This window comes from Janthinobacterium sp. FW305-129, assembly GCF_020858115.1.
In the GTDB taxonomy this organism is placed as follows: domain Bacteria; phylum Pseudomonadota; class Gammaproteobacteria; order Burkholderiales; family Burkholderiaceae_D; genus Janthinobacterium.
The window spans coordinates 39,563-53,134 of record NZ_JACYMM010000009.1 but is presented as its reverse complement, the minus strand read 5'-3'; the positions used below and the strand labels follow the sequence as shown (position 1 = coordinate 53,134).

Below are 13,572 nucleotides of genomic sequence, written 5' to 3'. Positions count from 1 at the left end.
CGCGGACGGATGCCGTACCCTTCATTCATTGGATTCATCATGCAAACTGCTATCTTGCCGCTGCCTGCACGGTCGCGCTCTCCCTTGTCACGCCTGAACTGGCCGCGCGGCGTGGTCGTGGCGATCACGCTGGTCGCCATCTTCCTGCCGTTGTTCCTGATTTTTTACCAGAGCTTTCTGAACGCGCCGTTCTTCATGCCGATGCGCGAATTCGGCTTTGACTCCTACCGTTTCATCTTCGATGATCCCGATTTCGCCATGGCCTTCAAGAATGGCCTGATGCTGGCCTTTGGCCTGACCGTCATCGCCGTGCCGCTGGGCGGCATGCTGGCCTTCCTGATGGTGCGCACGGACTTGCCGGGCCGCGGCTGGGTAGCGCCCATGCTGCTGGTGCCGATTTTTGTTTCGCCCATGGTGATGGGCTTTGGCTACGTCGTCTCGATGGGGCCCGTGGGCTTTTACTCGACCTGGGCCAAGGAGTTGCTCGGTTTCGTGCCCTGGAATATATATTCCTTTACCAGCATCGTCATCATCGCCGGCCTGACGCACGTGCCGCACGTCTACCTGTACGCCTCGTCGGCGCTGAAAAGCCTGGGCTCGGACGTGGAAGAAGCGGCCCGGGTGGCCGGCGCCTCGCCGATCCAGGTGATGCTGAACGTGTCGCTGCCGATGATCATGCCGGCGCTGGCGTATGCGGGCGTGCTGGTGTTCTTCCTCGGCTTCGAGGTGTTCGGGCTGGTGCTGGTGCTCGGCGATCCGGAAGGCCACCTGGTGCTGCCGACCTATCTGTACAAGCTGACGAACAAGCTCGGTACGCCGTCGTACCACCTGATGGCCGCCGTCGCCGTGTGCCTGGTGATGGTGACCATGCCGCTGGTGATGATACAGCGCTGGCTGCTGAAATCCGCCAACAAGTATGTATCGATCAAGGGCAAGGGCGCGCGCAGCAAGGCCATGCCGCTGGGCCGCTGGAAGTGGCTGGCGTTCGCCCTGCTGGCGGGCTGGCTGATCTTCACCATCATCCTGCCGTTGACGGGCATCGTGCTGCGCTCCTTCGTGCAGTACTGGGGCGAGGGCGTGCACCTGGCCGACGTATTGACCCTGCAGCATTTCCGCGACATTTTCGACCAGCCTTCGCTGGTGCGCGGCATCGTCAACACCATCCTGATCGGCGTCGTCGGCGGCGCGCTGGCCGTGGGCTGCTACAGCTTCATCGCGCTGGCCATGCACCGCAAGCAGGACGGCATCACGCGCCTGCTCGATTACAGCGTGCTGGTGCCGCGCGCCGTGCCGGGCCTCTTGGCCGGCCTGTCGTTCCTGTGGGTGTTCCTGTTCGTGCCGGCCTGGCTCGACGGCATATTGAAGGGCATGGACAACGGCGTGGCCCTGTGGCTCAGTGGTCATGTGATCCCCGTGCTGCGCGAAGTGCGCTCGACGATTTTCGCCCTGTGGCTGGCGTACTCGGTGGTGTGGATGGCCTACGGCATGCGCCTGATTTCCACCGCGCTGCTGCAGGTGGGCCCGGAACTGGAAGAGGCGGCGCGCGCTGTCGGCGCCAGCCGCGGCCAGGTGACGCGCGACGTCACGCTGCCGCTGATCAAATACGGCTTGCTGGGCGCCTGGCTGATGGTGTTCCTGATCTTCGAGCGCGAATACTCGACGGGCGTGTACCTGCTCTCGCCAGGCACGGAAGTGATCGGCGCCATGCTGGTATCGCTGTGGGCGGGCGGTTCGACCGACCTGGTGGCGGCCCTGTCCTTCATCAATATCACCCTGGTGGCCATCGGCCTGGGCATCGCCTTGCGTTTTGGCGTGAAACTCCATAATTAATAGAAGACTGAGACCACATCATGAATGAACTGACCGTCAATGAATTGCACCTGGACTACGGCACCGGCGCTGCCGCCAACCAGATCCTGAAAGGTGTCTCGATGCACCTGCAAAAAGGCGAAGTGGTCGCCTTGCTGGGGCCTTCGGGCAGCGGCAAGACCACCTTGCTGCGCGCCGTCGCCGGGCTGGAAAGCCCGAAGGCGGGCACGATCCAGATCGGCGAGCGCAATGTCTACGATGGCGCGAAACACTTCGAGATGCCGGCCGAGCATCGCAACCTTGGGCTGGTGTTCCAGTCGTACGCGCTGTGGCCGCACAAGACCGTGTTCGACAACGTCGCCTATGGCCTCAAGTTGCGCAAGATGGGCAGCACGGAGATCGCCGCGCGCATCAAGGAAGTGCTGACGCAGCTGGGCCTGGGGCACCTGGGCGAACGCTATCCGCATCAGCTGTCCGGCGGCCAGCAGCAGCGCGTGGCGATCGCCCGCGCGCTGGTGTACAACCCGCCCGTGATCCTGCTCGACGAGCCGCTGTCGAACCTCGATGCCAAGCTGCGCGAGGAAGCGCGCGCCTTCCTGCGCGAACTGATCGTGCGCCTGGGCCTGTCCGCGCTGATGGTGACGCATGACCAGGGCGAGGCGATGGCCATTTCCGACCGCATCTTGCTGCTCAATAACGGCAAGATCGAGCAGCAAGGCACGCCGCAAAGCATGTATGAAACGCCGGACACCCTGTTTACGGCCGAATTCATGGGCAGCAACAACCGTCTGCCGGGCAAGGTGGTGCAGCGCGATGGCAAGCAGGTGCGCCTGCTGGTCGATGGCGCTTCCCTGCAGGGCGTGGCGCGCGGCGCCAACGTGGGCACGGAAGTGACGACGATGATACGCGTCGAGGAAGTCAAGATCAGCGCCACGCAGGTGGACAACGCCATCGAATTGCCACTGCTGACCTGCATGTACCTGGGCGACCGCTGGGAGTGCCTGTTCGAACGGGGCGGCGCGGACAACATCAGCCTGCGCGCGTATTCGCGCCACAAGCTTGAGGCGGGCAAGTACTGGCTGCACATGCCGGCCGACAAGCTCTGGGTGTTTTAACGGTGGTGGGGTGGCCGGGGTCATCTACCCGCTTCGGCCCCCTTCCTGCATGCGGCGCCTTGCCGCATCGCCAGCGTTGCCCTCGGTAGGTGCCATGCTCATGTTGGTGCTGGCGGCCACAAGACCTTTCCTCCGGGCGCGCCCATCGCCACGGCCCTTCACGCGGCGCGCATGCCGGTGCCAGTATGGCTGATCGGCCCATTCTTTTCTCATGCTGCCAAAACAGCGCCGCCGGAGTTGAATCTGCCTGCGGGACTGGCATAAAGCAATCGCTCTGTATTGCCTTTGCTGCGCAGCCGCTTTAATTGCCGCCGACGCATGCAGGTGCATTGCCGTCGCCATGTGCTGGCAATATGTCGATAGCGGTTGTTTTGGGTTTTCCGTCTCGGAGGCGCGAGGGGCAATCATGCCCGATGGGCGCGCTTGCCACGCTGCTGCGCCACGCAGCAGGTTTTATCTAAAAACAACGCTCTGAAGGTAGGCATGCGCAGCTTGTTTTGCTTATTGATAAAAATATACCATTTCCTGGAATGCCGGCGGTTTGCGGAAGAGTGCCGATTTCCATTGGACGATAATGGATGGGAGTGTTACAAATAGTAACTGGAACGGGGCATTCTTTAAAACGTAATTTTTGTATTTGTATTTAAAAAGTTGCTTCACGGCCATTTATTTTAGTTATTTTTACTTCCTTCGTTTATAATTTGAAAAGAACGCCGGCGGGGCTTTTTGCGCAGTTTTGACGTGAGTTCGCCCTTTTTTTGAGCTCAGGAAAATGCATATGTGCACCGATGGTGTCCGTTTTTCAATTATCAGACATGCCGCCTGGGCGCCAGGCCTGGAAGCACCGGAGCAATGGCAAGCGTGGGCGCAAAGCACCTTGCCCGTCGCGTCGATAGCCGTCGCCGGCGAGCCTGGCGTGCGCGCGATGGCGCCGATGCTGCGCCGCCGTGCTGGCCAGTTGGGCAAGATGGCGCTCGAGGTGGCGTACACTTGCCTCGGCGAACAGCGCGATATTCCGCTCGTCTTCTGTTCTCGTCATGGCGAGGTGGCGCGCGCCGTCGAACTGCTGTCGGCGCTGATCCAAGGCGAACCCCTATCGCCGACGGCGTTCGGCATGGCCGTGCATAACGCCAGTGCCGGTCTGTTTTCCATCGCCCGCGCCGATACGGCGAATCAGTTGGCCATTGCCGCCGGTGCGGCCAGCCTTGAGGCTGCGGTGATTGAGGCGTGCGGCTTGCTGGCCGATGGCGCGGCGCAGGTATTGCTTGTGCTGGCGGAGTGTCCCTTGCCGGATCCATTCGAGGCCTTTGAAGATTGCCATGAGCAGCCGCATGCGTTTGCCTGGCTGCTGCAGGCTGAGGCAGACCCTGGCGCCGCTTTTAGTTTGACGTGGCGCGCACGCGGCAGCGATGACGCGTTGGCGGTGGACTCTGGCGGCATGCCTGGCAGCTTAGCCGTGTTGCGATTCATGCTCGGCGGGATCCGCACGTTCGAGCATGCGGCCAACCGCCAGGCATGGCGCTGGAGCCGCCATGCGTAAGCTGGAGGCTGTCCGCACCGGTATATCGATAGGCTGGCGTACCATCGCGACCGCGGTCAGTTTTGCCACCTTCGGTCTTGGTGGCTTGCTGCTGCGCGTGCTGGTGTTCCCCGTGCTACAGGTGCTGGTGTGGCGGCGCGAGACGCGCATTGCGTGCGCGCGCTTCATCATTCGCTGGAGTTTTCGCCTGTATATCGGCCTGATGCGTTTTCTCGGCGTGCTGCGCTATGACTTGCGCGGCCTGGACAAGCTGGAGCGGGGCGGCTTGCTGATCCTGGCCAATCACCCGACCCTGATCGACACGATTTTCCTGATGGCGTATGTCAAGCAGGCCGATTGCATCGTCAAGTCCGATTTGTGGAACAACGCGTTTACGGGCGGTCCCGTGCGCGCGGCAGGCTATATCAACAACACGGGCGGCGCCGAACTGGTGGACGCCTGCCTGGCATCGCTGGCGCGCGGCAATAACCTGATCATTTTCCCGGAAGGCACGCGCACGCCATACAGCGGCGAGGTCGTCCTGAAGCGGGGCGCGGCCAATATCGCCGTGCGTGGCCGCCGTGACGTCACACCCGTGCTGATCCGTTGCCTGCCCAGGACCCTGGGCAAGGGCGAGCCGTGGTGGCGCGTGCCGGCCCGCCGCGCGCATTTCGAGATCGCCGTGGAGGACGATCTGGCGATCGACGAGTTTACCGGCGGTGGCGCCAGCGACGTGATGGCGGCGCGTACCTTGACCACTCATTTGCAACATTACTTTAGCGGGAAACAGGAACAACATGCTTGAACAAGAAGTGAAGGAACTGATCATCGAGGCGCTGCAGCTGGAAGATATGAGCGCTGCCGATATCGATACGGATGCGCCCCTGTTTGTCGAGGGCCTGGGACTCGATTCGATCGATGCGCTGGAACTGGGCGTCGCCCTGCAAAAAAAATACGGTATTTCCCTGTCGGCCGATTCGGCCGATACGCGCCGCCACTTTGCCTCGGTACGGGCGCTGGCGGCGCTGGTTGACACTCACAGAAAGAAGTAAGGAGCAGCAAAATGGTAGATATGAGCGCAATGAACCGCGAGGAACTGTACGCATGGGTAGTGCAGCTGCTGGCCGAGATGTTCGAACTGGATCCGGCGGCGCTGACGCCGCAGTCGAATCTGTATGCTGAACTCGATATCGACAGCATCGACGCGGTCGACTTGGCGGTCAAGCTGAAGCAACTGACGGGCAAGCGCCTGCAGCCGGAAGTCTTCAAGACCATCCGCACCATCGACGATGTGGTCGAAGCGCTGCGCGCGATGTCGGTGTCGGAACAGGCGGCATAACGCGTGCTGCTCAATGCCGTCGCGTTGCTGCTGACCGTGCTGTATCCGCTGGCGATCTGGTTCGGTCACGGCCAGGTCGAGCCGCGCTGGCTGGCGCTGCTGCTGTTGCTGGCCGTCGCCTGCCGCCTGCCCGCGCTGAAGCTGAAGCTGCAGCGCGCCGCGCGCTGGTCAGTGGCCGCCGCCCTGCTGTTGGCCGCCATCGCCCTGTGGAGCAACCTGCTGTTGCCGCTGAAACTGTATCCGGTGCTGGTCAACGTCGTCTTGCTGGCCACCTTCGGCTACAGCCTGTGGGCGCCGCCATCCGTGGTGGAGCGCCTGGCGCGCCTGCGCGAGAAGGACTTTCCGCCGGCGGCCGTGCGCTACACGCACCGCGTGACGCAGGTTTGGTGCGTTTTTTTTATCGTCAATGGCGGCATCGCGCTGGGCACGGCGCTGTGGGCCAGCGAGGCCGTCTGGTCGCTGTATACGGGCGTCATCGCCTATATCCTGATGGCCCTGTTATTTGGTGGCGAGTATCTCGTCCGCCTGCGTTTTAAGCGTTTGCACCATGCCTGAAGTCCTCATGCCGGAAACCCATTCTCCGATTGATTCCCTTGCCCGCCTTGCGCTGGCCATGCATGGCCGTAGACCAGCCATGCTGGTCGGCTGGCGCGATGGCGACGTGCTCGATCGCGCGCATTTTGTCGCGCGCATGGAGGCGTGGGCCGGCTTGCTGGAGCACCAGGCAGGCCGCCATTTTGCCTTGTACCTGGATGACAGCATCGAGTTTGGCGCCGCCTTGCTGGGCGCCTGGCAGGTGGGCAAGACCATCTGGCTGACGGCCGATACGCTGCCTGCCAGCTGCGCCTCGCTGGCTGCATCCGTGGATGGTTTCCTGGGGCAGTTCCCGGCCGCGCATGCGCCGTTGCCCCTGCCTGCCGACAGCCTGGCCGAGCGCGCATGGGCAGTGCTCGCTGACGATTTTCCGGCGCTGGTGGTGCATACCTCCGGCAGCACGGGCGCGGCGCAAGCCATGCCGAAAAAAATCTCGCAGCTGGCCAGCGAGGTAGCCACGCTGGAGCAGCTGTTTGGCGAGCACGCCGATGGCGCAGCCGTCGTCGCCACCGTCACGCACCAGCATATCTACGGCTTGCTGTTCAAGGTCCTGTGGCCGCTGGCTGCCGGGCGTGCCGTGCATGCGCACAGCGTGGATTACCCGGAACAGCTGGCCGCCTTGCTGGCGCGCGGTCCGTGCGTGCTGGCCGCCAGTCCCGCGCACCTGAAACGCCTGCCGGAACACATCGACTGGTCCGGCGCCCGCGCGCAGCTGCGCGCCGTGTTTTCCTCGGGCGGGCCGCTGGCCCTGGACAGCGCGCTGGCGGCGGGGCATTTGCTGGGCCGCGTGCCGCGCGAAATCTATGGCAGCTCGGAGACGGGCGGCGTGGCCTGGCGCCAGCGTACGCCGGAGCGACCTGACGACGAGAGCTGGCAAGGCTTTCCTGGCGTGGACTGGCGCTTGCTGGACGACGGCGCGCTGGAAGTGCGTTCGGCGCACCTGGCCGATGATGGCTGGCTATGCCTGGCCGACCGCGCGCGGCAAACGGCGCCAGGACGCTTCCAGCTGCTGGGCCGCAGTGACCGCATCGTGAAGATCGAAGAAAAACGTATTTCTCTCAATGCCATCGAAGCGGCATTGCTGGCCACACCGCTGGTGCTGGACGCGCGCGTACTGCTGTGCGATGCGCCGGCTGGCGAGCGTCAGAAAGTGGCCGCCTTTATCGTCTGCAGCGCTGCCGGCCGGGCGCTGCTCGACGCGGAAGGCAAGCTGGCACTGAACCGCCAGCTGCAAACGGCGCTGGGCGGCCAGGTCGACGCCGTTGCCTTGCCGCGCCGCTGGCGCTACCTGGAACAACTGCCTATCAATGCGCAGGGCAAGACGACGCAGGCGCTGCTGCTGGCCTTGCTGGCGCAGGTGGACAAGCCACCCCGCTTGCCGCACGTGCAGCTGATCGAACGTTCGGCCGAAGGCGAAACGCCGCGGTTGCTGTTCGAGCTGCGCGTGCCCGCGAACCTGTTTTATTTCGATGGCCATTTCACGGGCGCGCCCTTGCTGCCCGGCGTGGTGCAGGTGGAGTGGGCGCTGCATTTTGCGCGCCAGCATCTGGCGCTGCCCGCGCGGTTCCGCGCCATGCATGCCCTGAAATTCCAGCAGCCGGTGCTGCCGGATCGGCCGGTGCGGCTGGCGCTCGAGTATGACGCGCTCAAGGCCAGCCTGCAGTTTCGTTATCTGTCGGACGCCGGCCAGCATGCCAGCGGCCGCATCCTGTTTCACCCGAATACCGCTGCCGTTCCCGGTGGCGGCGCCGATACACCCATTCCAGCAGCGAGCGCATGTTAGATAAAAAATTCTCACCCGAACGCCAGACCGCCTTTGCCGCCCGTTTCGAGGCGCAAAAAATCGCTTTCGGTCCCGTCGTCTTTCAATGCGTGCGCTATGCCTGGAAGCGCGGCATGCTGCAGGCGCTGGCCGACACGGGCCACAGCGGCCTGACGGTTTCCGACATGGCCGCCAGCGGTCGCTGGACGGAATATGCGTTGAAGGTGGCGCTCGAATCGTGCCTGTCGGCCGGTGTCGTCTCGCTGCGCGATGGCGCATACGTGCTCGACAAGGTAGGTTTTTGCATGCTGACGGACAGCATCACCCAGGTCAACCTGGACTTCATGCATGACGTCTGCTACCAGGGCTTGTTTGACCTGGACCGTTCGCTTGACGCCGAGCAGCCATTGGGACTGGCCGCGCTGGGCGACTGGCCCACGCTGTACCAGGGTCTGTCGGCGCTGTCGGAACCGGCCAAGGGCAGCTGGTTCGCCTTTGACCACCACTATTCGGACACCTCGTTCCCCGAGATTTTCCCGGACGTCTTCGCCACGGCGCCGCGCCGCATCATGGATATCGGCGCCAATACGGGCAAGTTCGCCAGCGCGGCGCTGGCCTACCGTGCGGGCGTGGAACTGCATCTGGTCGACCTGGAGCGCCAGCTGGCGGTGGCCGACCGCACATTGACCGACGCGGGCGTGCGCGAGCGGGCCCATTTGCACGCCTGCGACCTGCTCGACGATACGGCGCCGCTGCCGGCCGGCATGGACCTGATCTGGATGAGCCAATTCCTCAGCTGCTTTTCCGAGCCGGCCATCGCCAGCATTTTGCGCCGCGTGGCGCAGGCGCTGGGACCGAACGGCCAGGTGCTGATCATGGATACCTTCTGGGACCGCCAGCAATACGATATCGCCGCCTACTGCCTGATCAACACGTCGCCGTACTTCACGGCCATGGCCAGCGGTAACAGCAAGATTTACCAGAGCGCCGACTATATCCGCCTGGCGCAGGAGGCCGGCCTGGAGTTGTTGACCACGCGCGACGGCATCGGCTATTGTCATTCACTGCTGCGCTTTGGCCGCGCCGGAGCCGGCAGTGACTGAAGTGCGTTTTCAACCCTGCATCGTGATCCCCGTGTTCAATCATGAACACGCGATCGGCGCCGTGGTGCAGCGCCTGCTGCCGCATGGCGTGCCGCTGATCCTCGTCGACGACGGCAGCGCCGGCGCCGGCGCGCGCACCCTGGATGCACTGGCCGCCGCGCACCCGTCGCGCGTGACCCTGCTGCGCCATGCGCACAACCAGGGCAAGGGCGGGGCGGTGCTGACGGGCTGCCGCCACGCGCATGCGCGCGGCTACAGCCATGCGCTGCAGATCGACGCCGACGGCCAGCATGAAACGGACGATGTGCCGCGCTTCCTGGCGCAGGCGCAAGCCACGCCGGCGGCCGTGGTGATCGGCTATCCCGTGTACGATGAATCGGTACCCAGGGCGCGCTACTATGGCCGCTATGCGACGCATATCTGGGTATGGATCAATACCCTGTCGCTGCAGATCCGCGACTCCATGTGCGGTTTTCGCGTCTATCCGCTGGCGCCGCTGACGGCGCTGGCGCAGCGTGGCGTGCTGGGGCAGCGCATGAATTTCGATACCGATGTGCTGGTGCGCCTGTACTGGGATGGCCTGGAGATGGAAAATCTGCCGACGAAAGTGGGTTACCCCAGCGACGGCGTCTCGCATTTTCAGCTGTGGCGCGACAACGTGCTCATTTCGCGCATGCATGCGCGTCTGTTTTTCGGCATGCTGTGGCGCGCACCGCGCCTGCTGGCCCGCCACTGGCGCGCGCGATGACGGCAGCGTCGCAGCAGCCGCGCGGACACTGGTCCGGCTTCAATGAAGTCAGCTTCGTGGCCGGCATGCGCCTGCTGTTCTGGATCTGCCGCGTCTTCGGCCGCTGGCCTTTCCGCATCGTGCTGTACCCGGTGCTGGCCTGGTACGTGCTGACCAAGCCGCGCGCGCGCCGCGTGTCGCGCAGCTACCTGCGTCGCGTCGCGGCCTGCGGCGGTCCGGCAAACCTGAGCGTGCTGCGGCACTTCGCCACGTTTGCCGAAACCATCCTCGACAAGATGCTGCTATGGGGCGGGCTGTACGACACGCACAGCGTGAGCCTGCACGGCGTCGATGGCGAAGAGGGCGTCAACCGCTGCCTGGACGAGGGGCGTGGCGCCTTGCTGATCTGCGCCCACCTGGGCAACCTGGATTTGTGCCGCGTGCTGTCGCAGCGCAATGCGCGCCTGAAGCTGACGGTGCTCGTGCACACGCGCCATGCGCAGGCGTTCAACCGCATGCTGGAGCGCCTCAATCCCGACAGCCAGCTCAATCTGATGCAGGTGACGGAAATCACGCCTGCCACGGCCATGCTGCTGGCGGAAAAAGTGGCGCAGGGCGAGTTCGTGGTGATCGCCGGTGACCGCGTTTCCGTCTCGCCCCAGCCGCGCGTGGCCGTGGCGCCATTCCTGGGCCAGCCGGCCGCCTTCCCGGTCGGTCCGTATGTGCTGGCCAGCGTGCTGCAATGCCCCGTGTATTTGCTGTTTTCGACGTGCACGGGCCAGCGCCCCGAGGTGCACTTCGAACTGTTCCGCGAATCTCTGCACCTGCCGCGCAAGGCGCGCGAGCCGATGCTGGCCGAACTGGCGGCCGCCTATGCCGCGCGCCTGCAGCACCACTGCCTGCGCGCGCCGCTCGAATGGTTCAACTTCTACGATTTTTGGCAACTCCCCGATACTTCAAGACTGGATACTCCCGATGCACCTCGCTGACCTGAAAAACACCCGGCGCGCCGTCCGCTTCGACCGCGAACGCCTGCGCATCGAAGACATTACCGACATCGCGCATGGCCGGGCCAGCGCCGAACTGTCCAGCGACCCCGTCTTTCTGGCGGCGATCGCGCGCGGCGCCGATTTTCTCGACCGCCTGCTGCGCGAGGACGGCACCATCTATGGCGTGACCACGGGCTACGGCGATTCCTGCACCGTGACCGTGCCGCCGGAACTGGTGGCCGAGCTGCCGCACCACCTGTACACCTATCACGGCTGCGGTCTGGGCGAATTCTTCACGCCGGCGCAGACGCGCGCGATCATGGCCACGCGCCTGGCGTCGCTCTCCAAAGGTTTTTCCGGCGTCAGCGTGGAACTGCTGGCGCAGATCGCGCGCCTGCTCGATGCGGGCCTGCTGCCGTTGATCCCGTCGGAAGGCTCGGTCGGCGCCAGCGGCGACCTGACGCCGCTGTCCTACCTGGCGGCGGTGCTGTGCGGCGAACGCGAAGTCTGGCGCGATGGGGTACACGTGCCGGCGGAACAGGCGCTGCGCGAAGCGGGCATCACGCCGCTGCGCCTGCGTCCGAAGGAAGGCCTGGCGATCATGAACGGCACGGCCGTCATGACGGCGCTGGCCTGCCTGGCGTATGAGCGCGCCGAGTATCTGACGCGCCTGACGACGCGCATCACGGCCATGGCCTCGTTTGCGCTCGATGGCAACGCGCACCACTTCGATGAAACCCTGTTCTCCGTCAAGCCGCATCCCGGCATGCAGCAAGTGGCGGCCTGGCTGCGCGCCGATTTGCCCACCGATAGCTGGGAACGCAACGGCAAGCGGCTGCAGGACCGCTATTCGATCCGCTGCGCGCCGCACGTGATCGGCGTGCTGGCCGACGCCTTGCCGTGGCTGCGTTCGTCGATCGAGAATGAACTCAATAGCGCCAACGACAATCCCATCATCGACGCCGAAGGCGAGCGTGTGCTGCATGGCGGACATTTCTACGGCGGCCATATCGCCTTCGCCATGGACAGCATGAAGAATACGGTGGCCAACCTGGCCGACCTGCTGGACCGTCAGATGGCCTTGCTGGTCGACAGCCGCTACAACCAGGGCTTGCCGGCGAATTTATCGGGTGCTACCGGCCCGCGCGCGGCCATCAACCATGGCCTGAAGGCATTGCAGATCAGCGCCTCCGCCTGGACGGCCGAAGCGCTGAAGCTGACCATGCCTGCCTCGGTTTTTTCACGTTCGACCGAATGCCACAACCAGGACAAGGTCAGCATGGGCACCATCGCCGCACGCGATTGCCTGCGCGTGCTGGAACTGTGCGAGCAGGTCGCCGCGGCCCTGCTGATTACCGTGCGCCAGGGCGTCTGGCTGCGTTGCAAGGTCAATCCCGACGTGCAGCCGCAAGCAGCGCTGGCGGCGATGATGGAGGCGCTGGCCGCCGATATCGCGCCCGTCGAGGAAGACCGCCGGCTCGACCCGGAACTGCGCGTGCTGCTCGAACGCATGCGCGCACAAGCCTGGCCACTGTACGGAGCCGGAAATGACTGAGACGCATAAAGTGCGCGGCAGGAAGGCCGCGCCCAGCCGCTGGCACGCCGAAGTGGAGATGCAGGTGCAGTTCTTCGACCTCGACCCGATGGAGATCGTCTGGCATGGCCGCTACGTGAAATACCTCGAAGTGGTGCGCTGTGCGCTGCTCGACAGCATCGGCTACAACTATGTCGACATGAAAGCGTCCGGCTATGCCTGGCCCGTGATCGACATGCACTTGCGCTATGTGGCGCCAGCCACCTTTGGCCAGCGCCTGACCCTGCGCGCCGACCTGGTGGAGTGGGAAGACCGCCTGAAGATCGAGTACCTGGTCAGCGACAGCGCGACGGGCAAGCGCCTGAACCGCGCCAGCACGACACAGGTGGCCGTCGATATCGCCAGCGGCGAGATGTGCTTTGCCTCGCCGCCCATCTTGTTTGAAAAATTGGGATTGAAGGCCGTATGAAAAAACAATTCAAAATCCTGCTGGCGGGCCTGTGCCTGTTGGCGATGACGCCGCTGCACGCGGCCGCGCCGGTAGCGAAGATCGAGGCCATGCTGGCCAAGCCGCAGCAGCTGTGCGGCCGTTTCGACCAGAGCAAGCAGCTGGCCGGCATGAAGAAGGCGCTGGCGTCGAATGGCCGCTTTTGCGTGGTGGCCGGCAAGGGCGTCCTGTGGCGCACCTTGCAGCCGTTTCCGAATACCCTGCGCCTGACGCGCGACGAGATCGTGCATTTCCAGGGCGAGCGCGTGGCCATGCGCCTCGACGCGAAGACGGAGCCGGTGGTCAAGATGATCAACAGCGTGCTGTTTTCGCTGCTGGCCGGCGACCTGGCGCAACTCGACACGCTGTTTGAAGTGGACGGCAGCATCGATGGCGGCACCTGGCAGGTGGCGCTGAAGGCGCGCCAGCCGGCGCTGGCCAAGGCCATCGGCAGCATCCGCCTCGATGGCGGCGCCTTCGTGAAAAATATCAGCATCAGCGAGGCGAGCGGCGACCGCACCAGCATCGTGTTCTCGGCGATTGAGACGGGACCGTCCGCCATCACGGCGCAAGAGGCGGCCCTGTTTTGAACGC

At 64.3% G+C, this 13,572-nt stretch carries 14 protein-coding genes; all 14 read left to right on the top strand.

What is annotated here, in order from left to right; all coding sequences use genetic code 11:
- Positions 1–39 precede the first annotated feature (39 nt).
- On the top strand, positions 40–1,830 hold the full coding sequence (locus IGS61_RS18770; protein ID WP_230541068.1) for an ABC transporter permease: 1,791 nt from the start codon (positions 40–42) through the stop codon (positions 1,828–1,830).
- Between the two features lie 20 nt (positions 1,831–1,850).
- The gene (locus tag IGS61_RS18765) at positions 1,851–2,924 is read left to right on the top strand and encodes an ABC transporter ATP-binding protein (protein ID WP_230541067.1); all 1,074 of its coding nucleotides are present in this window, start codon (positions 1,851–1,853) and stop codon (positions 2,922–2,924) included.
- Between the two features lie 877 nt (positions 2,925–3,801).
- Entirely contained in the window at positions 3,802–4,464 is a 663-nt protein-coding gene (locus IGS61_RS18760; RefSeq protein WP_442908082.1) for a beta-ketoacyl synthase chain length factor, read from the top strand.
- Positions 4,457–5,248: a lysophospholipid acyltransferase family protein gene (locus IGS61_RS18755; RefSeq protein ID WP_230541065.1), complete on the top strand. Its 792-nt coding sequence runs from the start codon at positions 4,457–4,459 to the stop codon at positions 5,246–5,248. The genes IGS61_RS18760 and IGS61_RS18755 overlap by 8 nt, the downstream gene beginning before the upstream one ends.
- The gene (locus tag IGS61_RS18750; RefSeq protein ID WP_230541064.1) at positions 5,241–5,495 is read left to right on the top strand and encodes a phosphopantetheine-binding protein; all 255 of its coding nucleotides are present in this window, start codon (positions 5,241–5,243) and stop codon (positions 5,493–5,495) included. The genes IGS61_RS18755 and IGS61_RS18750 overlap by 8 nt, the downstream gene beginning before the upstream one ends.
- 20 nt (positions 5,496–5,515) lie before the next feature.
- The gene (locus IGS61_RS18745) at positions 5,516–5,782 is read left to right on the top strand and encodes an acyl carrier protein (protein ID WP_442908084.1); all 267 of its coding nucleotides are present in this window, start codon (positions 5,516–5,518) and stop codon (positions 5,780–5,782) included.
- Positions 5,783–5,785: 3 nt separating this feature from the next.
- The gene (locus IGS61_RS18740; RefSeq protein WP_230541062.1) at positions 5,786–6,337 is read left to right on the top strand and encodes a hypothetical protein; all 552 of its coding nucleotides are present in this window, start codon (positions 5,786–5,788) and stop codon (positions 6,335–6,337) included.
- The gene (locus IGS61_RS18735; protein ID WP_230541061.1) at positions 6,330–8,159 is read left to right on the top strand and encodes an AMP-binding protein; all 1,830 of its coding nucleotides are present in this window, start codon (positions 6,330–6,332) and stop codon (positions 8,157–8,159) included. The genes IGS61_RS18740 and IGS61_RS18735 overlap by 8 nt, the downstream gene beginning before the upstream one ends.
- Positions 8,153–9,241: a class I SAM-dependent methyltransferase gene (locus IGS61_RS18730; RefSeq protein ID WP_230541060.1), complete on the top strand. Its 1,089-nt coding sequence runs from the start codon at positions 8,153–8,155 to the stop codon at positions 9,239–9,241. The genes IGS61_RS18735 and IGS61_RS18730 overlap by 7 nt, the downstream gene beginning before the upstream one ends.
- Complete coding sequence (locus tag IGS61_RS18725; RefSeq protein ID WP_230541059.1) at positions 9,234–9,989, top strand: glycosyltransferase family 2 protein; 756 nt, start codon at positions 9,234–9,236, stop codon at positions 9,987–9,989. Before IGS61_RS18730 ends, IGS61_RS18725 begins: the two co-directional genes overlap by 8 nt.
- A complete protein-coding gene (locus IGS61_RS18720) occupies positions 9,986–10,957 on the top strand; it encodes an LpxL/LpxP family acyltransferase (protein WP_230541058.1) in 972 nt (323 codons plus the stop codon). Before IGS61_RS18725 ends, IGS61_RS18720 begins: the two co-directional genes overlap by 4 nt.
- Positions 10,944–12,512, top strand: a complete 1,569-nt coding sequence (locus IGS61_RS18715; protein ID WP_230541057.1) for an HAL/PAL/TAL family ammonia-lyase — start codon at positions 10,944–10,946, stop codon at positions 12,510–12,512. The genes IGS61_RS18720 and IGS61_RS18715 overlap by 14 nt, the downstream gene beginning before the upstream one ends.
- Positions 12,505–12,960 (top strand): acyl-CoA thioesterase, encoded by a 456-nt coding sequence (locus IGS61_RS18710; protein ID WP_230541056.1) that lies wholly within the window; start codon positions 12,505–12,507, stop codon positions 12,958–12,960. The genes IGS61_RS18715 and IGS61_RS18710 overlap by 8 nt, the downstream gene beginning before the upstream one ends.
- Positions 12,957–13,568, top strand: coding sequence for a LolA family protein (locus IGS61_RS18705; protein WP_230541055.1), 612 nt, complete (start codon positions 12,957–12,959; stop codon positions 13,566–13,568). The genes IGS61_RS18710 and IGS61_RS18705 overlap by 4 nt, the downstream gene beginning before the upstream one ends.
- Positions 13,569–13,572: the final 4 nt, after the last annotated feature.